The organism is Pseudomonas sp. B40(2017) (assembly GCF_002112855.1).
Taxonomy (GTDB): domain Bacteria; phylum Pseudomonadota; class Gammaproteobacteria; order Pseudomonadales; family Pseudomonadaceae; genus Aquipseudomonas; species Aquipseudomonas pharyngis.
Genome location: NZ_NEIT01000004.1, coordinates 206,093 through 228,081, shown reverse-complemented (window position 1 = coordinate 228,081; position 21,989 = coordinate 206,093). Strand labels below are relative to the sequence as shown.

17 protein-coding genes and 1 pseudogene are annotated in these 21,989 nt (G+C 61.3%); 14 read left to right on the top strand and 4 right to left on the bottom strand.

The features are described 5' to 3' along the window. Positions 1 to 10 precede the first annotated feature (10 nt). A complete protein-coding gene (locus CAF76_RS11740; RefSeq protein WP_085606579.1) occupies positions 11 to 967 on the bottom strand; it encodes a glucokinase in 957 nt (318 codons plus the stop codon). Continuing rightward, positions 964 to 2,790 carry a phosphogluconate dehydratase gene (gene edd, locus CAF76_RS11735; RefSeq protein WP_064598951.1) on the bottom strand — a complete coding sequence of 609 codons (1,827 nt, stop codon included), beginning with the start codon at positions 2,788 to 2,790 and terminating at the stop codon, positions 964 to 966. The genes CAF76_RS11740 and edd overlap by 4 nt, the downstream gene beginning before the upstream one ends. Before the next feature lie 220 nt (positions 2,791 to 3,010). Between edd and gap the strand changes: the two genes are divergently transcribed. From gap to CAF76_RS11695, 9 genes and pseudogenes are all read left to right on the top strand, one after another. Then, on the top strand, positions 3,011 to 4,012 hold the full coding sequence (gene gap, locus CAF76_RS11730; protein ID WP_064598953.1) for a type I glyceraldehyde-3-phosphate dehydrogenase: 1,002 nt from the start codon (positions 3,011 to 3,013) through the stop codon (positions 4,010 to 4,012). 101 nt (positions 4,013 to 4,113) lie between these two features. Next, entirely contained in the window at positions 4,114 to 4,632 is a 519-nt protein-coding gene (locus CAF76_RS11725; protein WP_064598955.1) for an RNA polymerase sigma factor, read from the top strand. A gap of 124 nt (positions 4,633 to 4,756) precedes the next feature. After that, positions 4,757 to 5,722, top strand: a complete 966-nt coding sequence (locus CAF76_RS11720; RefSeq protein WP_085647316.1) for a FecR domain-containing protein — start codon at positions 4,757 to 4,759, stop codon at positions 5,720 to 5,722. 122 nt (positions 5,723 to 5,844) lie between these two features. Further along, positions 5,845 to 8,430, top strand: a complete 2,586-nt coding sequence (locus CAF76_RS11715; protein ID WP_085647315.1) for a TonB-dependent receptor — start codon at positions 5,845 to 5,847, stop codon at positions 8,428 to 8,430. Positions 8,431 to 8,541: 111 nt separating this feature from the next. Beyond that, on the top strand, positions 8,542 to 9,138 hold the full coding sequence (locus CAF76_RS11710; RefSeq protein ID WP_085647314.1) for a biliverdin-producing heme oxygenase: 597 nt from the start codon (positions 8,542 to 8,544) through the stop codon (positions 9,136 to 9,138). Between the two features lie 163 nt (positions 9,139 to 9,301). After that, positions 9,302 to 9,697: a YbaN family protein gene (locus CAF76_RS11705; RefSeq protein ID WP_085647313.1), complete on the top strand. Its 396-nt coding sequence runs from the start codon at positions 9,302 to 9,304 to the stop codon at positions 9,695 to 9,697. 102 nt (positions 9,698 to 9,799) lie between these two features. Further along, positions 9,800 to 11,158 (top strand): annotated as a pseudogene (locus tag CAF76_RS29020) (HAMP domain-containing protein); the annotation flags it as partial. 102 nt (positions 11,159 to 11,260) lie between these two features. Further along, positions 11,261 to 12,016, top strand: a complete 756-nt coding sequence (locus tag CAF76_RS29015) for a methyl-accepting chemotaxis protein (protein ID WP_371857929.1) — start codon at positions 11,261 to 11,263, stop codon at positions 12,014 to 12,016. A gap of 197 nt (positions 12,017 to 12,213) precedes the next feature. Further along, on the top strand, positions 12,214 to 13,581 hold the full coding sequence (locus tag CAF76_RS11695; protein WP_085647312.1) for a CoA transferase: 1,368 nt from the start codon (positions 12,214 to 12,216) through the stop codon (positions 13,579 to 13,581). Positions 13,582 to 13,793: 212 nt separating this feature from the next. Here the strand turns inward: CAF76_RS11695 and CAF76_RS11690 are convergent, their stop codons facing one another. Both CAF76_RS11690 and arcD (CAF76_RS11685) read right to left on the bottom strand, forming a co-directional pair. Beyond that, positions 13,794 to 14,645 (bottom strand): DNA-3-methyladenine glycosylase, encoded by an 852-nt coding sequence (locus tag CAF76_RS11690; RefSeq protein WP_085647311.1) that lies wholly within the window; start codon positions 14,643 to 14,645, stop codon positions 13,794 to 13,796. After that, positions 14,642 to 16,069 carry an arginine-ornithine antiporter gene (arcD, locus tag CAF76_RS11685; RefSeq protein ID WP_064598968.1) on the bottom strand — a complete coding sequence of 476 codons (1,428 nt, stop codon included), beginning with the start codon at positions 16,067 to 16,069 and terminating at the stop codon, positions 14,642 to 14,644. The genes CAF76_RS11690 and arcD (CAF76_RS11685) overlap by 4 nt, the downstream gene beginning before the upstream one ends. Positions 16,070 to 16,517: 448 nt before the next feature. Between arcD (CAF76_RS11685) and arcD (CAF76_RS11680) the strand changes: the two genes are divergently transcribed. From arcD (CAF76_RS11680) to CAF76_RS11660, 5 genes are all read left to right on the top strand, one after another. Continuing rightward, the gene (arcD, locus tag CAF76_RS11680; protein ID WP_039766045.1) at positions 16,518 to 17,945 is read left to right on the top strand and encodes an arginine-ornithine antiporter; all 1,428 of its coding nucleotides are present in this window, start codon (positions 16,518 to 16,520) and stop codon (positions 17,943 to 17,945) included. A 34-nt stretch (positions 17,946 to 17,979) separates the two neighbouring features. Beyond that, complete coding sequence (gene arcA / locus CAF76_RS11675; protein WP_064598972.1) at positions 17,980 to 19,236, top strand: arginine deiminase; 1,257 nt, start codon at positions 17,980 to 17,982, stop codon at positions 19,234 to 19,236. A 69-nt stretch (positions 19,237 to 19,305) separates the two neighbouring features. Continuing rightward, positions 19,306 to 20,316 carry an ornithine carbamoyltransferase gene (locus CAF76_RS11670; protein WP_011335626.1) on the top strand — a complete coding sequence of 337 codons (1,011 nt, stop codon included), beginning with the start codon at positions 19,306 to 19,308 and terminating at the stop codon, positions 20,314 to 20,316. 180 nt (positions 20,317 to 20,496) lie between these two features. After that, positions 20,497 to 21,426 (top strand): carbamate kinase, encoded by a 930-nt coding sequence (gene arcC, locus CAF76_RS11665; RefSeq protein ID WP_039766038.1) that lies wholly within the window; start codon positions 20,497 to 20,499, stop codon positions 21,424 to 21,426. A 62-nt stretch (positions 21,427 to 21,488) separates the two neighbouring features. Further along, positions 21,489 to 21,851, top strand: coding sequence for a DUF5064 family protein (locus CAF76_RS11660; protein ID WP_039766036.1), 363 nt, complete (start codon positions 21,489 to 21,491; stop codon positions 21,849 to 21,851). The last annotated feature ends 138 nt before the right edge of the window (positions 21,852 to 21,989 follow it).

Here is a 21,989-nt window from a genome sequence, read left to right as displayed (position 1 = left end):
GTGGGAATGATCATTTACCGGATTGTTCGAGCGCCACTCCTGCACCGACGAGCCCCGAGTACGGTGCCGTCACCAGCCACACCGGAATCCCCTTGAAGTAATCGCTCATGCAGCCCTTGTCGGCGAAGCTGCGGGCGAAACCGCTTTCGAGGAAGAAATCGGCAAAGCGCGGAATCACGCCGCCCACGATGTACACCCCGCCACGGCCGCCGGTGGTCAGCACGTTGTTGCCGGCCACGCGACCGAGCCAGCAGCAGAACTGCTCCAGCACTTCCAGGGCAATCGGGTCGCCTGCAAGACCTGCCGCAGTGATTGCCTCAGGTGTGTCGAGTTTCGGTTCATGACCATCCACCGCGCAGATCGCCCGGTACACCCGCGGCAAGCCGCCGCCGCTCAATGCGGTTTCCGCGCTGACGTGGCCGATCTCGTTGTGGATGTGCTGCCAGAGCTGGGTTTCACGCGGACTGCTCAGCGGCAGATCGACGTGACCGCCCTCTCCCGGCAACGCGGCAAACCGACCTTCCCCCAGATCGAGCAAGGTGCCGACGCCCAGGCCAGTGCCCGGGCCGATCACCACTGCCGGACGCAATGGCTCAGGCGTGCCTTCGCAGACCACGCGAAATTCGCCGGGCTGCAAACGGGTCATGCCCAAAGCCATGGCCGAGAAGTCGTTGACCAGCAACAACTGCTCGACCTGCAAGGTCTGGCAGAACGCCTTGCGGCTCAGGCGCCAGTGGTTGTTGGTGAATTTGAATTCATCGCCGCTCACCGGCCCCGCCACCGACAGGCACACCGAGCCGATAGCGCCCGGCGCCAGACCGAGCCCGCTCAGGTAGAGGCTGATCGCCTCTTCCGGGCTGGCATGGTCGGCCGTGGCCAGCACCTGAACCGATTCGAGCTGCTGATCTTTCCACAACGCAAACCGCGCGTTGGTGCCTCCGATGTCACCGACCAAAGCCAGTTTCAATTAAGCGTCTCCAGGGCAGAAGTGAAGGCGCTGGCGCCCTGCTCCGCCGAGCTGAAGGCCAAACGCATGAAGCCAAACAGCTCGCGACCGCTGCCGATGTTGTTGCCCAACAGGCCTTTGGCGGGTTCGCGCGCTGCGAATTCGGCAGCGTCCACCTTGAGTTCCAAAGTGCCTTTGACGCCATCGACGCGGATGATATCGCCCTCTTGCACGCGCGCCAAAGCGCCGCCGACATAAGCCTCGGGACTGACGTGAATGGCCGCCGGGATTTTCCCCGACGCGCCGGACATGCGCCCGTCCGTCACCAGCGCCACCTTGAAGCCGCGATCCTGCAGCACACCAAGGAACGGCGTCATCTTGTGCAGCTCCGGCATGCCGTTGGAGCGCGGGCCCTGGAAGCGCATCACCGCAACGAAATCCTTCTCCAGCAGACCGGCCTTGAAGGCGTCGGCCAGATCCTGCTGATCCTGGAACACCATGGCCGGTGCTTCGACGATCTGGTTTTCCAGCGCCACGGCGGACACCTTCATCACGCCACGACCGAGGTTGCCTTCCATCACCCGCAAGCCGCCCTCTGCCGAGAACGCACGGGCCACCGGACGCAGGATGTTTTCGTCGAGGCTGTCGGTCGGGCCTTCGCGCCACACCAGCTTGCCGTTATCGAGGAACGGCTCCTTGGTGTACTGGCTCAAGCCGTGGCCGAGCACGGTGTTGACGTCTTCGTGCAGCAGACCGGCTTCGAGCAGTTCGCGGATCAGGAACGACATGCCGCCCGCCGCCTGGAAGTGGTTGATGTCAGCCTTGCCGTTCGGATAGACGTGGCTCAGGGTCGGCACGACTTCGGAGAGGTCGGCCATGTCCTGCCAGGTCAGTTGAATGCCTGCCGCCATGGCGATGGCCGGCATATGCAGGGTGTGGTTGGTCGAGCCGCCGGTGGCGTGCAGCGCGACGATCGAGTTGACCAGCGCCTTCTCGTCGACGATTTCGCCGATCGGCAGGAAGTTGCCATTCTGTTTGGTCAGGCGCGTGACCTGATGCGCGGCTTCGCGAGTCAGGGCCTCACGCAGCGGCGTGTTCGGGTTGACGAACGATGCGCCCGGCAAGTGCAGGCCCATCACCTCCATCAGCAACTGGTTGGTGTTGGCGGTGCCGTAGAAGGTGCAGGTGCCCGGGCTGTGGTAGGACTTCATCTCCGATTCCAGCAGCTCTTCGCGGGTTGCCTTGCCTTCGGCGTACTTCTGCCGCACGTCGGCTTTTTCCTTGTTGGAAATCCCCGAGACCATCGGCCCGCCCGGGACGAAAATCGTCGGCAGGTGACCGAAACGCAGAGAGCCCATCATCAGGCCCGGCACGATCTTGTCGCAGATGCCGAGCATCAGCGCGCCGTCGAACATGTTGTGCGACAGCGCCACCGCCGTCGACATCGCGATCACTTCGCGGCTCGGCAGGCTCAGCTCCATCCCCGGCTCACCCTGGGTCACGCCGTCGCACATCGCAGGCGTGCCGCCGGCGAACTGGCCGACCGAACCGATTTCACGCAGGGCGTTCTTGATCTGTTCCGGGAAGACTTCGTACGGCTGATGCGCCGAGAGCATGTCGTTATATGACGAAACAATTGCGATGTTCGCCGAGTTCATCATCCGCAGGCTGTGCTTGTCTTCGCTGCCACACCCGGCCACGCCGTGGGCGAAGTTGGCGCATTGCAGCTTGCCGCGCATCGGCCCGTCGGTGGCGGCGCCGCGAATCAGTGCAAGGTAAGCCTGACGCGTGGCGCGGCTGCGGGCGATAAGCCGTTCGGTGACCTCAAGAACGCGGGGATGCATGTGTAGAACTCCAGGCTAACGGATGTGGCGACCTGATTGTCTATGCTGATCAAAAGCCCGTTCGCGTGGGATGACGAACGGTTTTCTTGATCATTCGGACCAGTTGATTCAGGTCACTCGTTGTAGATAAAACAAAATATTGCCACTAAAAAGGCTTGTTTTCTATTTTTATGCGAATAATCTTGTAATTCCAACAACAAAACGACGGCGGCGCTGTTCAATGACTCTTCGAATCGCAATCAATGGTTTTGGCCGCATCGGCCGTAATGTCCTGCGCGCACTGTATACCCAAGGCTATCGTCAGGATTTGCAGATCGTCGCCATCAACGATCTGGGCGACAGCGCGATCAATGCGCATCTGCTCAAATACGACACCGTTCATGGCACATTCGACGCCGAAGTGGCTCATGACAACGAGAGTCTGACCGTCAACGGCGACCGCATTTCAGTCAGCGCCATCCGCAACCCGGCCGACCTGCCCTGGGCCGCGGAAAAGATTGATGTGGTGTTCGAATGCACCGGTCTGTTCACCGACCGCGCCAAAGCCGCTGCGCATATTACCGCCGGCGCACGCAAAGTGATTATCTCGGCCCCGGCCAAGGGCGCCGATGCCACCGTCGTTTATGGCGTGAACCACGACATTCTGCGCCAGTCGCATCAGATCATTTCCAACGCCTCGTGCACCACCAACTGCCTGGCCCCGGTGGCTCAGGTGCTGCACCGCGAACTGGGCATCGAAAGCGGCCTGATGACCACGATTCACGCCTACACCAACGACCAGAACCTGACCGACGTCTATCACACCGACCCGTACCGCGCCCGTTCCGCCACCCAGAACATGATTCCGAGCAAGACCGGTGCCGCCGAAGCCGTGGGCCTGGTGCTGCCGGAACTGGCCGGCAAACTGACCGGCATGGCCGTGCGCGTGCCGGTGATCAATGTGTCGCTGGTTGACCTGACCGTGCAGTTGAAGCGCGAAGCCTCGGCCGATGAAGTCAATGCACTGATGAAAGCCGCGAGCCAGCATTCGAAGATCCTCGGCTACAACACCCTGCCGCTGGTATCGAGCGACTTCAATCACAACCCGCTGTCGTCGATCTTCGACGCCAACCACACCAAATCCACCGGCAAACTGCTGAAAGTCCTGGCTTGGTACGACAACGAGTGGGGCTTCTCCAACCGCATGCTCGATAACTGCCTGGCGCTGTGCAACGCGGAATAAACGCCTGCCCCCACAGGTTTGATTTCAATCTGAAATCAACACTTGACCACTCGGGCGGATGATAAGCATTATCATTCGCTCGAAATGGATCAGGTCTTCCCGTGAGTCAATCACACTTCAATCACGTGTTCCTCGCCCAACGCACGTCGCTGCTGCGGACTCTGGAACGGATGGTCAACAACCACAGCACCGCCGAAGACCTGTTGCAGGAAACCTACCTGCGCGTCACCCGGGCGCTGAGCGAACGGGCCATCGATCACCTTGAACCCTTTGTCTTCCAGACCGCGCGCAACCTGGCGCTGGACCATTTGCGTGCGCGCAAGATTCATTCGCGCACCATGGTCGACGACGTGCCGCAAGACGTGGTGCACAGCGTCGCCGCCCCCGCCAGCAGCGCCGAAGACGCCGCCCACGCCGAACAATTGCTGGAGCGCCTGAACGTGAGCCTCGGTGAACTCAGCCCCCGCCAACAGCAAATCTTCATCCTCAGCCGCCTGCACGGGCACAGCTATCAGGAAATCGCCGAAGAACTGAGCGTCTCTCTCAGCACGGTGCAGAAAGAACTCAAACTGATCATGACCATCTGCATCGGTGTCGCCGAACGCTTGAACAACGACTGATGCCGTAGGGCTTTTCTGTAAACCTCAGGATCGACTGCACTGATCATCGGGCTTTGTTACCCTTGCCCGACTTTTACGCTTCACTAAAAAAACAGCCGTGCACAGACACTGCCGAGGAAACACCGTGACGGACATCCACCGCTCCCCTTCGCCTTCATCGGCGCAGGACGCTGCAAGCGCAATGGACCAGGCTCTGGACTGGCTCATCGTGCTCGGCAGTCCGGACGAGGAGCAGACCCGGCAATTCCATGCCTGGCTGGCGGCCGACCCGTTGAATGCCGAGGCGTTCGCCAAGGCCCAGGCAATCTGGGACGGCCCGCAGATCGCCCAGTGCGCACAGAACCTCGCGACCAAACCGAAGAAAGTCACCGTCCTCACTCGTTTGCGCCCGCACTGGAAGCCGCTGGCCACCGCCGCCGTTCTGCTGCTCGGGCTGTTCAGTTTCAGCAACCTGCCGATGCGATTGCAGGCCGATCACCTGACCGTGGTCGGCGAGCGTCAGCGCCTGCAGCTCGAGGACGGTTCGAAAGTCCTGCTCAACACCAATTCCGCGTTCTCCAGCACGATCAACGATCAGCAGCGAGTCGCGCGGCTGTATCAGGGCGAAGCGTTTTTCGAGATCCCGGCCAGCCGCAGCCAGCCGCTGGAAATCGATGCCGGCCCGGTGAAAGCCAGCGTGCGCGATACCGCATTTGCCGTGCGTTATCTGGACGGCGTGGCGCAGGTGCGGGTGCAGCGCGGCGATGTCGATTTGCGGGCGACCCGCGACGACGCACGGGTGCGGCTGACCGCCGGGGAAAGCATCCGCATCGGTCCCAACGGTTTCGACCGTCCGGCCAAGGTCGACGCCGCCACCGATCTGGCGTGGGTGCAGGGCCGGCTGATCTTCGAAAACTGCCCGCTGAACCAGGTGCTGGCCGAACTGCGCCGTTACTATCCGGGCTTCATCATCAACACCAACGAACAGTTGGCCGACGTCGCCGTCACCGGCAATTACCGTCTCGACCAGCCGCTGGACGTGGTGCGCTCGCTTGCTCACATCACCTCGGCCAAGCTCCGGGAATTCCCGGCGCTGGTGATCTTGAACTAAATGAGAATTATTTTTACTCGATAGCCGAAGCTCGTTCGTCTCGTTATAGCCAATGCAATTGATTCGCATCTCGCGAGATCAATCAGTACCTATAAAGATTCGTGCGACACGGAGCGCTATCGATGTCCTCACGCCTTACCCGCCAGACTTCTTCCCCTTCCCGCATGCTGTCGCTGCTGACCGCCGCCATCCTGATGGCCGGCACCGCGCCGCTGATGGCCGCCACCGAACAGCCGGCGCGCAACATGGGCGACTACTCGTTCGCCATCGGCCAGCAGCCGCTGGTGTCGGCGCTCAATGCGTTCACCGCCGTCACGGGCTGGCAGGTCGGTTTGCCGGCGCAACTGGGTCAGGACGTGTCGTCGCCGGGCGTGCGCGGTTCGCTGCCACCGGAAAAAGCCCTGGAGCGCCTGTTGGTGGGGACCAACCTGAGCTTCCGCAAACTGAGCAACAACAACGTCGTGCTGGAAAAACGCGCCAGCGGCGGCGCACTCAATCTTGATCAGGTGACCATCAGCGCCACCCGTCAGGAACAGTCGATCAACAGCGTGCCGGCCACCGTCACCGTGCAGACCCGTCAGGATCTGGACCGCAACAACGTCAACACCATCAAGGATCTGGTGCGCTACGAGCCGGGCGTCTCCGTCGGCGGCGCCGGCCAGCGCGGCGGGATCAGCGGCTACAACATTCGCGGCATCGACGGCGACCGGATTCTGACTCAGGTCGACGGCGTCGAAGTGCCGGACGGTTTCTTCAATGGCCCGTACGCCAAGACCCAGCGCAACTACGTTGACCCGGAAATCGTCAAACGCGTCGAAATCCTCCGTGGCCCGGCCTCAGTGCTGTACGGCAGCAACGCCATCGGCGGCGCCGTGAGCTATTACACCCTCGACCCGGACGACATCATCAAGCCCGGCAAAGACGTCGGTGCCCGCCTGAAAACCGGCTACAGCTCCGCCGACGAGAGCTGGCTGAAATCCGCCACCGTCGCCGGTCGCGCCGACCAGTTCGACGGCTTGCTGCATTACAGCCAGCGCGACGGTCATGAAACCGATTCCTACGGCAGCAACAACGGCACAGGCCTGGAGCGCACCGCCGCCAACCCGGAAGACGTGAAAGCCAGCAACGTGCTGGCCAAGATCGGCTGGAACTACAACGAAGGGTCGCGCCTGGGCCTGACTTACGAAAAGTACAAGGATGATCGCGACACCGATCAGAAAAGTGCTTACGGCGGCCCGTACTTCAACGGTGCCCCGACAATCCCGGACAGCGTGCTGCCCGGCGGCATGTACCAGTGGCGCACCGGCAACGACACCATCACCCGCGAGCGTTTCGGCCTGGAGCACAGCTTCGAGTTGAACAGCCTGCTGGCGGACAACGTGAAGTGGAGCCTCAACCACCAGACCGCCAAGACCGATCAGAGCACCGACGAGTTCTACTACCCGATCACCCGCAAAGTGCTGCGCACCCGCGACACGATTTACGAAGAGAAACAGTGGGTCTTCGACGCGCAACTGGACAAGGCATTCGCCATCGGTGACACCGATCATGTGCTGACTTACGGCACCACCATCAAGCAGCAGAAAGTCACTGGCTCGCGCAGCGGCGACGGCAAGTGTCTGGCGGTCGGTCGCGGCTGCACCGCCATCGGCGCCACCAGCGCGGCTGACGTGCTGAAAAAATCCAGCGACTTCCCGGACCCGACCATCAACACCTACAGCCTGTTCGCACAGGATCAGATCAGCTGGAACAACTGGACCTTCCTGCCGGGCCTGCGCTACGACTACACCCAGCTCAAGCCGCACATCACCCAGGAATTCCTCAACACCGTGGCCGCCGACGGCAATGGCACGGTCAGTGATTCGAACAAGACCTGGCACAAAGTCTCGCCGAAATTCGGCCTGACCTACGCCCTGACCGAGAACTACACCTGGTACGGCCAGTACGCCGAAGGCTTCCGCACACCGACCGCGAAAGCTCTGTACGGCCGCTTCGAGAACAGCACCACCGGCTACAACGTGGCGCCGAACCCGGACCTGGAACCGGAAAAAAGCAAAAGCTATGAAACCGGCCTGCGCGGCAACTTCGAGCAAGGCTCGTTCGACGTGGCGGTGTTCTATAACAAGTACCGCGACTTCATCAACGAAGACGCCGTCACCCCTGGCTACGACGAGTTGACCTTCCAGTCGAGCAACATCAAGCACGCCACCATCAAGGGTGCCGAAGTCAAAGGTCGCCTGAATCTCGATTCCTTCGGCGCGCCGCAAGGCCTGTACACCCAAGGCTCGATTGCCTACGCCTACGGACGCAACAACGACAACGGCGAGCCGCTCAACAGCGTCAATCCGCTGACCGGCGTGTTCGGCCTCGGTTACGACCAGGACAACTACGGCGGCCTGCTGAGCTGGACCGTGGTCAAGAAAAAGGACCGCGTTGACGACAGCAACTTCAAGTCGCCGGATGGCGTCAGCAGTCAGTTCAAGACCCCGGGCTTCGGCATTCTCGATCTGGCCGGTTATTACAAGGTCACCGACGACGTCACCGTCAGCGGCGGCATCTACAACCTGACCGACAAGAAGTACTGGCTGTGGGATGACGTGCGCGGTTACGACAGCGTCGGCGAAGCTTCGGTGACACAACCGGCCAACCTTGATCGCCTGACCCAGCCGGGTCGCAACTTCGCGATCAACCTGGTCTGGGATATCTGATCCGGATGACCTCACGGCGCGCATGCATTGCCGCGCCGTGAGGTTTTTTTACTGTCCGGCGCTTGCCCGTACGTCTCGTTATCAAGCGCCTCTTCTTTTCAAGGACATCTCATGAGCACCCCGGAAAAAGCCCTGCGTTCGCAACGCCTGAACCAGATCACCCACGAGCCGCACAGCAAGCTCGATGCACTGGTCAAGGCCCACGCGCCGTTCGAGACCCGCGCCAACTTCGCCCGTTTCGTGGTCGCGCAGTACCTGTTCCAGTCGGAACTGGTGTCGCTGTACAACGATGCCGAACTGACCGCCATCGTCCCTGACCTGCCGGCCCGCTGCCGCGCCGAAGCCGCCAGGGCCGACCTCGCCGACCTCGACACCGAAGTGCCTGCGCCAGTCGCCGGCGCCGTGAAGAATCCGAGCAAGGCCCGCGCCCTGGGCTGGATCTTCGTCTCCGAGGGCTCCAAGCTCGGCGCCGCGTTCCTGATCAAACGCGCTGTCGCGCTGGACCTGAGCGAAACCTTCGGCGCCCGTCACCTGGGCGAACCTGAAGGCGGTCGTGCAGAAGGCTGGAAAAGCTTCGTGCGTACCCTCGATTCGCTGCAATTCAGTGCTGAAGAAGAAGCCGAAGTGGAGCAAGGCGCGATTGATGCGTTCAACCGCTTCACCGTGCTGCTGGAACAGGCTTACGCCACAGAAGCCGAGCCGGCCTGAAGCCACACCGACTGCCCATTGTGGGAGCTAGCCTGCTAGCGATTGCGGCCTGACATTCAATTCAGATGTCGACTGATATACCGCCATCGCGAGCAGGCTCGCTCCCACATGGGAACCGAGCAAGTCTGTAGAATCCCCGTTTCGCCTCACGCACTTCGAGCCCATGCCCCAACCCGCCGCCTCCCGACTCGCCCGCCTGCTGTTCGGCCTGCTCGCCTATGTCAGCCTCGGCATCGGCCTGGTCGCCATCGTCGTGCCCGGCCTGCCGACCACCGAGTTCATCCTGCTCGCCGCCTGGGCCGCGACCCGCAGTTCGCCGCGCCTGAGTGCCTGGCTGGAAAACCATCGACTGTTCGGGCCGATCCTGAGCAACTGGCGCAACGGCAAGATCATCGCCCGCAAGGCCAAGGTCAGCGCCACGGTCAGCATGCTGCTGTGCGCCACGCTGATGTTAATGATGCTCGATCACGGCTGGCCAACCTATCTGGCCATTGCGGGGATGACCCTGGGCAACCTGTGGATCTGGTCGCGACCGGAAGCGTTGCCGAAGATTTCCTGATTTTTCCCTTGTTTTCAGGGTATTTACCCGCGCAAACGTTTAGCCGCGACCGCTCGTCGGCTGGTAATTCATGCCTCTGCGCCTCGCGCCGATGAGCATTGAATGGCGCTGAATGGATTTGGCGAACCGGGCACCTTCCTGCCCCTCAGCCAACAGCTCATCCATTCGCGAGAACGTCCCATGTTCGACTCCCTGTCCATCCGCCTGAAAATCGTCCTGCTCTCCGGCCTGTGCCTGCTCGGTGTGGTGGCGCTGATCGTTGGCATCAACATTTACCAGACCAACCAGAACGACGAACTGGTCAGTGCTTCCAGCAGCAAGATGCTCACCGCCAGCGTGCAGGACCTGCTGCAGGCCAAGGCTGCCGAGCAAGCGGTGCGGGTGCAGAAAACCTTCGGCGAAAGTCTGTTGGTGATCACCGCCCTGGCGGACCAGATCAAGGACATGCGAGTGATGGCCGCCAAGCGTTCGCTGGACGCCGGCGCCCTGCGTGAAGAGTTGAACCTGAGCCTGAAAACCGCCTTCGAGCGCAACAGCAAGGTGCTTGGCATCTGGCTGGCGTTCGAACCCAACGGACTGGACGGCAAGGACAGCGAATTCGCCAACGATGCCGCGCATCAGTCCAATGAAGCGGGACGTTTCGCCAGTTACTGGAGCCGTGCTGCGGGTCCGTCGCTGAACACGATCATGGTCGAAGACGACATGAACAAGACCACCCTCAGCGTCAGCGGCACGCCTTACAACAGCTGGTACACCTGCCCTCGCGACAACAAGCGCACCTGCCTGCTCGATCCTTACGCCGACACCGTGGGCGGCAAGGAAATGCTCATGACCACCATTTCCGTGCCCCTGCTGGTGGACGGCAAGGCCATCGGCGTGGTCGGTGTCGACATTGCCCTCGACGCCCTGCAAGCGGCGGCCGTGGACTCTCAGCGTGACCTGTTCAACAGCGCCGGGCACATGCTGATCGTCTCCGGCAGCGGCGTGCTCGGTGCCTACAGCGCGGATGCCGGCAAGGTCGGCAAGAGCATCGGCGACACCCTCGGCGTCGAGGGCAAGGACGTGCTGCAACTGCTGAGTGCCGGCACACCGAAGATTCTCGAACGGGGCGACCTGATCCGCGCCGTGTATCCGGTCAACCCGATTGCCGACTCCAAGGCCTGGGGCGTCGTCATCGACCTGCCGAAACAAGTGCTGCTGGCCGACTCGGTCAAGCTGCAAGCCGTTCTCGACGATGCGCAGCAAACCGGCACGATTACCGCGCTGGCGGTGGCCGTGATCGCCGGCCTGATCGGTCTGCTGCTGATCTGGCTCACCGCCTCCGGCGTGACCCGTCCGATCAACAGCGTCGCCGAGATGCTGAAGAACATCGCCAGCGGTGAAGGCGACCTGACTCAGCGCCTGAACTACACCAAGCAGGATGAACTGGGCGAACTGGTGAACTGGTTCAACCGCTTCCTCGACAAGCTGCAACCGACCATCGCCCAGATCAAACAGAGCATCACCGAGGCTCGCGGCACCGCCGATCAATCGTCGGAAATCGCCCGCCAGACCAGTGAAGGCATGCAGGTGCAATTCCGCGAGATCGATCAGGTGGCCACCGCCTCCAACGAAATGAGCGCCACCGCCCACGACGTGGCCAACAGCGCCTCGAATGCGGCCAACGCGGCGAAAGGCGCCGACCAGTCGGCCAAGGACGGCATGTCGATCATCGAGCGCAGCACCCGTGACATCAATCAACTGGCCGATGAAGTCAGCAAAGCGGTGACCGAGGTCGAAGAGCTGGCGGTCAACAGCGAGCAGATCGGTTCGGTGCTGGAGGTGATCCGCAGCATTGCCGAGCAGACCAACCTGCTGGCGCTGAACGCCGCGATCGAAGCGGCCCGTGCCGGCGAAAGCGGTCGTGGTTTTGCCGTGGTGGCCGACGAAGTCCGTAACCTCGCCAAGCGCACCCAGGATTCGGTGGAAGAAATCCGCGTGGTCATCGAACGCATCCAGACCGGTACCCGTGGCGTGGTCGCGACCATGCACTCGAGCCAGACCCAGGCCCACAACAACGCCGGGCAAATCCGCCAGGCCGTGGACGCCTTGGACAAGATCAGCGACGCGGTCACTGTGATCAGCGACATGAACCTGCAAATCGCCAGCGCCGCCGAACAGCAGAGCGCGGTGGCCGAAGAGGTCAACCGCAACGTCTCGGCGATCCGCACCGTCACCGAAACCCTGACCGAACAGGCCACCGAATCGGCGGCGATCAGCAGCCAGCTCAATGCATTGGCCAGCCAGCAGATGAAATTGATGGATCAGTTCCGCGTCTAGAACATCACTGTCATCCCTTGTGGGAGCTTGCCTGCAAGCGATGGCGGTGGATCAGTCGATACATCTATCGGCAGACACTCCGCTATCGCTTGCAGGCAAGCTCCCACAGGGATTTGTGTTGACTAGGGAGATTAGGGTTTTCATCTAACTCGATATTCTTTTGCACTATGATCAGGCCCTCTTCCGGAGGGCCTTCGATGACCGATCTGCTCACGTCCATTCAAGCCGCGCTCGGCTTGTCCCGCATGCCGATTCCGTTCACCGGCGAGGGCGCCCTGCCCTCGGCGTTTGCCGTCACCGACCTGGCCTGCGCGAGCATTGCCGCTGCCGGGCAAGCCGTCGCCGAACTTCTTCAGCAGCAAACCGGGCGTTTGCCCGCCATTGAAGTCGACCGTCGGCTGGCCTCGTTCTGGTTTGCCACTTCACTAAGACCGATCGGCTGGGAAGTGCCGCCGCTGTGGGATCCGGTGGCCGGCGACTACGCAACCCGAGACGGCTGGATCCGCCTGCACACCAACGCCCCGCATCACCGCACCGCCGCTGAAAGCGTGCTCGGCGCCTGTGCCGACCGCGCGGCGATGGCGGCGAAAGTCGCGCAATGGGCCAGTGCCGATCTGGAGCAAGCGGTGGTCGAGGCCAAGGGTTGTGCGGCTGAAATGCGCAGTTGGGAACAGTGGCAGAAACACCCGCAAGGGTTGGCGGTGAATGCCGAGCCCTTGGCGCATTTCAGTGACGGGAAAGAAGAAAGTCATCAACCCTGGCAAGGCTCGGTGGCACAGCCATTGGCCGGGCTCAAGGTGCTCGATCTGACTCGCGTACTGGCCGGCCCGACCGCCAGCCGCTTCCTCGCGGGGCTGGGCGCCAATGTGCTGCGCATCGATCCGCCGACCTGGAACGAACCCGGCGTGGTGCCCGAAGTGACCCTCGGCAAACGCTGTGCGCGACTGGATCTGCATGTGCCGGCAGATCGCACAGTGTTTGAAAGCCTGCTCAAGGATGCCGACATTCTGTTGCACGGCTATCGCGCCGACGCCCTTGAACATCTCGGCTTCGGCGTTGAACGTCGCCGGCAACTCGCGCCGGGGCTGATCGACGTTTGCCTCAACGCCTACGGCTGGAGCGGCCCGTGGCAGAACCGGCGCGGCTTCGACAGCCTGGTGCAGATGAGCAGCGGGATTGCCGAGGCCGGACAGCGCTGGAAGCAAGCGGACAAACCGACACCGCTGCCGGTGCAGGCGCTGGATCATGCGACGGGGTATCTGATGGCGGCGAGTGTGATTCGGTTGCTGGCTGAACGGTTACGCAGTGGTCGAGGTGGATCGGCGCGGTTGTCGCTGGCGCGGACGGCGAAGTTGTTGGTTGAGCATGGGGCTGGGACGGACGAAGCGTTGCGTCCGGAAAATCCACAGGATCAAAGCTCGCTGGTGGAGCAGACACCTTGGGGGCCGGCGCATCGGCTTCAAGCGCCGCTGAATATCAGCGGGACGCCTATGCAGTGGGCTTTGCCGGCAGCTGAGTTGGGATCGCATCAACCGCAGTGGCTCGGAGATTCGTGCACGGCTTGAGATCGCGGCCCTCACCCCAGCCCTCTCCCGGGGGGAGAGGGAGCCGATTGGGGGATATTTGAGAAAGACACTGACTTGACCCTTTCCCGTCGAATCCAAAATCGTCTCGATTTTTCAGGTCGATGGATGATGTGAGACAACTCGGTCGGCTCCCTCTCCCTCCGGGAGAGGGCTGGGGTGAGGGCAGCGATCTCAAGCCGTACACCAAAATCTCAGTCGAATCGACTCAAAGACGCCCACAACACCTGCGCCGCATACCCCCGAAACGGCCGCCAGGCCTCTGCCCGAACAGACAACTCCCGCGCCGTCATCCGCACGCCTTCCAGCACTTCCAGCGCCCGCAGCAACCCCACATCCCCGGTCGGAAACCCGTCCATGTCCCGCAACTGCCGCAGGGCAATGTACTGCGCCGTCCAGTCGCCAATCCCTTGCAGCGCCAGCAACCGCGCCGTCCCGGAGGCAAACAGCAGCGGATCCTCCAGCGACGCCTGCGCCACCCCGGACAAGGTGCGCCCGCGACTTTTCGGCATGCCCAGCGCCGCCAGATCAGCGTTCGCCAAAACCTTTGCCTGAGGAAAGACGTGAGTCAGGCCGGGCACTGAAGAACGCAAAGGCTCGCCATACTGCGCCACCAGTTTCCCCGCCAGCCGAATCGCCGCGACCACGGTGATCTGCTGCCCCAGCACCGCGCGAAACGCCAGTTCCAGACCATCCCACGCCCCCGGCACCCGCAACCCCGGCCGCTCGGCGATCAGCCGCGCCAGCAGCGGATCTACCGCCAGATGCCGCTGCATCCTGGGTAGATCCGCATCCAGATCAAACATCCGTCGCAAGCGCACAACAATCTCGGGAGCCGCCGACGGATCCGGGAAATCCAGCTCCACCTCCAGCGCATCACCGTCGCCGGGCCAGACCGAAACCGTGCCCTGCACCCCGTTCAACCCGATGCTGCGCGAATACACGCCATCGACCACCGTCTCCATTCCCGCCACCGCCCGCGCTGCCAGAAACCCGAGCAGCGCCGGCCAGTCGCAAGATCCCTGATAGTCGAGCCGTAACCTCACAGAGACAACACGCCGCTGTACAACCCATACGCCGCAAGCCCGGCCCCGGCGATCACGCAGGTGAAAATCCCCTTCTCGAGCGTGGTGAACAACGGCTCGCCCTGCTCATGCTTGGCCTTGGCGAACAGGATCACCCCCGGCGCATACAGCAGCGCCGACAGCAGCAGGTACTTCACCCCGCCGGCATACAACAGCCACACCGCGTAACACAGCGCGATGCCGCCGATCAGCAGATCCTTGGTGCGTTCGGCAGAGGCATGTTCATAGGTTTCTCCCCGCCCGCTCAACAGCACCGCATAGGCTGCCGACCACAGGTACGGCACCAGAATCATCGACGAGGCGAGGTAAATCAGACTGGTATAGGTGCCGGCGGAAAACAGCGTAATCAGCAGGAAAATCTGGATCATCACGTTGGTCAGCCACAACGCGTTGACCGGCACATGGTTGGCGTTTTCCTTTTTCAGGAACGCCGGCATCGTGTTGTCCTTGGCGGTGGCGAACAGGATCTCCGCGCACAACAGCGCCCACGACAGCAACGCACCGAGCAACGAAATGGCCAGGCCCACGCTGATCAGCAACGCGCCCCATGGCCCGACGATGTGTTCCAGCACAGCGGCCAGTGACGGGTTCTGCAAGGTCGCCAGTTCCGGCTGACTCATGATCCCCAGCGACAACACATTGACCAGAACCAGCAGCGCCAGCACACCGATAAAACCAATCACCGTGGCGCGGCCCACATCCGTGCGCTTCTCCGCCCGGGCCGAGTAAACGCTGGCGCCTTCGATACCGATGAACACGAACACGGTGACCAGCATCATGTTGCGCACCTGATCCATCACGCCGCCGAAATTCGGGTTGCTGCGGCCCCAGATGTCGCGGGTAAAAATCTCGGCCTTGAACGCCACGGCGGCAATGACCACGAACATGATCAACGGAATGATCTTGGCCACGGTGGTCAACTGATTGATCAGCGCCGCCTCCTTGATCCCGCGCATCACCAGAAAATGCACGGCCCACAGCAACACCGAGGCGCAACCGATGGCGATCGGCGTGTTGCCCTGGCCGAACACCGGAAAGAAGTAGCCGAGGGTGCTGAACAGCAACACGAAATACCCGACGTTGCCCAGCCAGGCACTGATCCAGTAACCCCAGGCGGAAGAAAACCCCATGTAGTCGCCGAACCCGGCCTTGGCGTAGGCATACACGCCGGAGTCCAGTTCCGGTTTGCGATTGGCCAGGGTCTGGAACACGAAAGCCAGGGTGAGCATGCCGATCGCCGTGATGCCCCAGCCGATCAGGATGGCGCCGGCATCGGCCCGGGCTGCCATGTTCTGCGGCAGGGAAAAAATCCCCCCGCCAATCATCGAACCCACCACCAGGGCGATCAGTGCGCCAAGGCGCAGCTTTTGCGTCGGTTGCGACATTCCAGCGTCTCCAGGTTCCCGAGGTCGGCATTGGCCGCCCATGGTCATGTAACCGGTATTAACCAAACGGTTAGAGCGTAAGTACGTTTATTGAATAACGCCAATCAACGCCTTTTATATATAGCGGATGGCACTAATGCCTAGCACGGATAGGCAGTTTTGTGTGCGAATCCTGATAATTCGATTCTGTACTGAAAACAGAGGTGAAAAATTTGCCAAACCTTGAAAACGGACTAGCGTGATAACTCGAAAGTAATAGGAAAAGTTCCCAACTACATATGCCGAAAGCCTCTAGGACAGGCCTCACAGGCAGAAGCCTTATGCCATCAGACGTTTCATAAGTCATTCATTAACAATGGAATGTGACCATGCACTGATCTAAGTCAGCTGTTTGAATAGCCAACAGAACTACGCTGTGAACTCTTCTCTCCTGCAATGGAGTCATGCAATGTCTGAAGCTCCCGGAAAACTACGACTAGGTGCACTGGTTGCATTGGTAGTCGGCTCAATGATCGGTGGCGGGATATTCTCTTTGCCACAAAACATGGCCGCCAGTGCCGACGTCGGCGCGGTTCTGATTGGCTGGGCCATCACCGCTGTCGGCATGCTCACCCTCGCTTTCGTCTTTCAAACCCTCGCCAATCGCAAGCCTGACCTGGACGGCGGTGTCTACGCCTACGCCAAGGCCGGTTTCGGCGATTACATGGGTTTCTCCTCGGCCTGGGGCTACTGGATCAGTGCCTGGCTGGGCAACGTCGGTTACTTCGTTCTGCTGTTCAGCACCCTCGGGTATTTCTTTCCGGTTTTTGGGGAAGGCAACACCGTTGCCGCAGTGATCGGTGCCTCTGTACTGTTGTGGGGCGTGCACTTTCTGGTGCTGCGCGGGATCAAGGAGGCGGCGTTCATCAACCTGGTGACCACCGTCGCCAAGGTCGTGCCGCTGCTGCTGTTCGTGCTGATCGCGATCTTCGCCTTCAAACTGGACATCTTCACCGCTGACATCTGGGGCGTGAAAAACCCGGATCTGGGCAGCGTGATGAACCAGGTGCGCAACATGATGCTGGTCACCGTGTGGGTGTTCATCGGCATCGAAGGCGCGAGCATCTTCTCGGCCCGGGCGGAAAAACGTTCGGACGTCGGCAAGGCGACCGTGATCGGTTTCATCACCGTGCTGCTGTTCCTGGTGCTGGTGAACGTGTTGTCGCTGGGCATCATGACTCAGCCGGAACTGGCCAAACTGCAGAACCCGTCGATGGCCGCCGTGCTGGAACACGTGGTCGGTCACTGGGGCGCGGTGCTGATCAGCGTCGGTCTGATCATCTCGCTGCTGGGGGCGCTGCTGTCGTGGGTGCTGCTGTGTGCGGAGATCATGTTCGCCGCCGCCAAGGACCACACCATGCCGGAGTTCCTGCGCAAGGAGAACGCCAACCACGTGCCGGTCAACGCCCTGTGGCTGACCAACGCGATGGTGCAGCTGTTCCTGATCATCACTCTGTTTTCGGCCAGCACTTACCTGTCGCTGATCTACCTCGCCACTTCGATGATTCTGGTGCCGTACCTGTGGTCGGCGGCCTACGCCCTGCTGCTGGCGGTGCGTGGCGAAAGCTACGAAGGCTTCGCGGCCGAACGGCGCAAGGACCTGATCATCGGCGGCATAGCCCTGATCTATGCGGTGTGGCTGCTCTACGCCGGTGGCGTGAAGTACCTGCTGCTGTCGGCACTGCTCTATGCCCCCGGCGCGATCCTGTTCGCCAAGGCCAAGCTCGAACTCAAACAACCGGTTTTCACCAACGTCGAGAAGCTGATTTTCGCCGCAGTGGTCGTGGGCGCCCTCGTGGCCGCCTACGGACTGTATGACGGCTTCCTGACTCTGTAATTGCCCAACGTTTTCTCTCTGGAGGATCACTGAAATGACCACGGAAAAAGTTAAGTACGGCGTCCATTCCGAAGCCGGCAAACTGCGCAAAGTCATGGTTTGCTCCCCAGGTCTGGCCCATCAGCGGCTGACCCCGAACAACTGCGATGAACTGCTGTTCGACGACGTGCTGTGGGTCGCCCAGGCCAAGCGCGACCACTTCGACTTCGTGACCAAGATGCGTGAGCGCGGGATCGACGTGCTGGAAATGCACAACCTGCTGACCGACATCGTCGCCATCCCTGAAGCGCTGGACTGGATCCTCGAACGCAAGGTCACTGCCGATTCGGTGGGCCTGGGCCTGATCAACGAAGTCAAATCCTGGCTGAAAAGCCTGGAGCCGCGACACATCGCCGAATTCCTGATTGGCGGCGTGTCCGCCGATGACCTGCCGGACAGCTTCGGTGGCAAGACCATCCAGATGTTCCGCGACTTCCTCGGCCACTCCAGCTTCATTCTGCCGCCGCTGCCGAACACTCAGTTCACCCGCGACACCACCTGCTGGATTTACGGTGGCGTGACGCTGAACCCGATGTACTGGCCGGCGCGTCGTCAGGAAACCCTGCTGACCACCGCCATCTACAAATTCCATCCGCAATTCACCAACGCCGATTTCGAAATCTGGTACGGCGACCCGGACAAGGATCACGGCAGCTCGACCCTCGAAGGCGGCGACGTGATGCCGATCGGCAACGGCGTGGTGCTGATCGGTATGGGCGAGCGTTCATCCCGTCAGGCCATCGGCCAACTGGCACTGAACCTGTTCAAGAACAAGGCCGTGGAAAAAGTCATCGTCGCCGGCCTGCCGAAGTCCCGTGCAGCGATGCACCTGGATACCGTGTTCAGCTTCTGCGACCGCGACCTGGTCACGATCTTCCCGGAAGTGGTCAACCAGATCGTCGCCTTCACCCTGCGCCCTGACGAAAGCAAACAGGGCGGCATCGACATCCGTCGCGAAGAAGGCACGTTCCTCGACGTCGTGGCCAAAGCCCTCAACCTGCCGAAACTGCGCGTCGTCGAAACCGGCGGCAACAGCTTCGCCGCCGAACGCGAGCAATGGGATGACGGCAACAACGTGGTGGCCGTGGAACCGGGCGTGGTCATCGGCTACGACCGCAACACCTACACCAACACCCTGCTGCGCAAGGCGGGGGTGGAGGTCATCACCATCAGCGCCGGCGAACTCGGTCGTGGCCGCGGCGGCGGCCACTGCATGACTTGCCCGATCATCCGCGACCCTATCGATTACTAAACGACCATCTCCCCGGCCGCACCTATCCCGTAGTGGCCGGGCCGATTACCGAATCCAAGGAGAATCATCATGGCGTTCAACATTCACAACCGTAACCTGCTCAGCCTGGAACACCACACCCCACGTGAGCTGCGCTACCTGCTCGACCTGTCCCGCGACCTCAAGCGCGCCAAATACACCGGCACCGAGCAGCAACACCTGAAGGGCAACAACATCGCCCTGATCTTCGAAAAAACCTCGACCCGCACCCGTTGCGCGTTCGAAGTCGCCGCTTATGACCAGGGCGCCAACGTCACCTACATCGATCCGAACTCCTCGCAGATCGGCCACAAGGAAAGCATGAAGGACACAGCCCGCGTGCTGGGGCGCATGTACGACGCCATCGAGTACCGTGGCTTCAAGCAGGAAATCGTCGAAGAGCTGGCCAAGTTCGCCGGCGTGCCGGTGTTCAACGGCCTGACCGATGAATATCACCCGACCCAGATGATCGCCGACGTGCTGACCATGCGTGAGCACGCCGACAAGCCGATCCACGAAATCAGCTACGCCTACCTGGGCGACGCGCGCAACAACATGGGCAACTCGCTGCTGCTGATCGGCGCAAAACTGGGCATGGACGTGCGCATCTGTGCGCCGAAAGCCCTGTGGCCCCACGACGACCTGGTGGATCGCTGCAAAAAATACGCAGAGGAAAGCGGCGCGCGCATCACCCTGACCGAAGACCCGAAAGCCGCGGTCAAGGGCGTGGACTTCATCCACACCGACGTCTGGGTATCGATGGGCGAGCCGGTGGAAGCCTGGGCCGAGCGTATCCAGCAACTGCTGCCGTACCAGGTCAACGCCGAACTGATGAAAGCCACCGGCAACCCGCGCACCAAGTTCATGCACTGCCTGCCGGCGTTCCACAACAGCGATACCAAGGTCGGCAAACAGATCGCCGAACAGTATCCGCACCTGAAAAACGGCATCGAAGTGACCGACGACGTGTTCGAGTCGCCGGCCTGCATCGCCTTCGAGCAAGCGGAAAACCGCATGCACACCATCAAGGCGATTCTGGTGTCGACTTTGGCTGATCTGTAACCCACTGAGGGAACCGCCTCCCCATGTGGGAGCGGGCTTGCTCGCGAAAGCGGAGTGTCATTCAACAGCGATGTCGACTGATCTGACGCCTTCGCGAGCAAGCCCGCTCCCACAAGGGATCCTGGTTTCAACATGGAAACGAGTCGTTTGCCATTCCTCTGTACAAGAAGGACATGCACCATGCGTATCGTCGTAGCCTTGGGCGGTAACGCCCTGCTCCGCCGTGGCGAGCCGATGACCGCTGACAACCAGCGCGCCAACATCCGCATCGCCACCGAGCAAATCGCCAAGATCCATCCCGGCAACCAACTGGTCATCGCCCACGGCAATGGCCCGCAAGTCGGCCTGCTGTCGTTGCAGGCAGCGGCCTACACCTCCGTCACCCCTTACCCGCTGGACGTGCTCGGTGCCGAAACCGAAGGCATGATCGGCTACATCATTGAACAGGAACTGGGCAACCTGCTGGACTTCGAAGTCCCGTTCGCCACCCTGCTCACCCAGGTCGAAGTCGATGCCAACGACCCGGCCTTCAAGAACCCGACCAAACCGATCGGCCCGGTCTACGAGAAAGCCGAAGCAGAAAAACTTGCCGCTGAAAAAGGCTGGGCGATTGCCCCGGACGGCGACAAGTTCCGCCGCGTGGTGGCCAGCCCACGGCCTAAACGCATCTTTGAAATCCGCCCGATCAAGTGGCTGCTGGACAAGGGCAGCATCGTGATCTGCGCCGGCGGTGGCGGGATTCCGACCATGTACGACGAGCACCGCAACCTCAAAGGCATTGAAGCGGTGATCGACAAGGACCTGTGCTCGGCACTGCTGGCCGAACAGTTGGAGGCGGACTTGCTGGTGATCGCCACCGACGTCAACGCGGCGTACATCGACTTCAAAAAGCCCACCGAGAAAGCCATCGCCCAGGCTCACCCGGACGAACTCGAACGCCTGGGCTTCGCCGCCGGCTCCATGGGGCCGAAGGTGCAGGCAGCCTGTGAATTCGCGCGCCATACTGGCAAGGTCGCGGTGATCGGTTCGCTCTCGGACATCGAAGCCATCGTCCAGGGCACCGCCGGTACGCGGGTCAGCACGGCAGCGCCGGGCATCACCTACCGATAAAAAGAAACTCCGGGGGCAGACCTCAGGTCTGCCCTTCTCCCATGCCTTGAAAGGAGAAACCCATGGCCCAGTTCGAACCCGGTCATTTGCATATCGAGCGGCACGCGTTGACTGACGACGACGTCAATTACAACGTGCACCTCGACTATGAAGTGTTCACCGACCCTCAGAAAGGCAAAGGGATACAGTTCACCCTGCATGGCAGCATGCAGGGCAAAGAGGTCAACGAACCGTTCTTTCTGCCCAAGGAGGAAGCCTACAACTTCGCTCGCAACGTGACGCAGATTGCCGAAAAGTACGGCATTCCCAAGAGCCACAGCCAGATCGGCTCGGTGCACAAGCATTACGACCTGATGTTTGAGGACATCCGCAAGCAGCTGAATATGCAGTCCGGGGATCCGGTCAATCCCGAGCATTTCGAGTAACCCCAAAAGCCCCCTCACCCTAACCCTCTCCCGGAGGGAGAGGGGACTGACCGAGTTGCTCGTTCAAGGTACACCGACCTGAATTAGCGAGCCGAACTCAAGTTTTGAAAAGCCCCCAATCTGCTCCCTTTCCCCCTC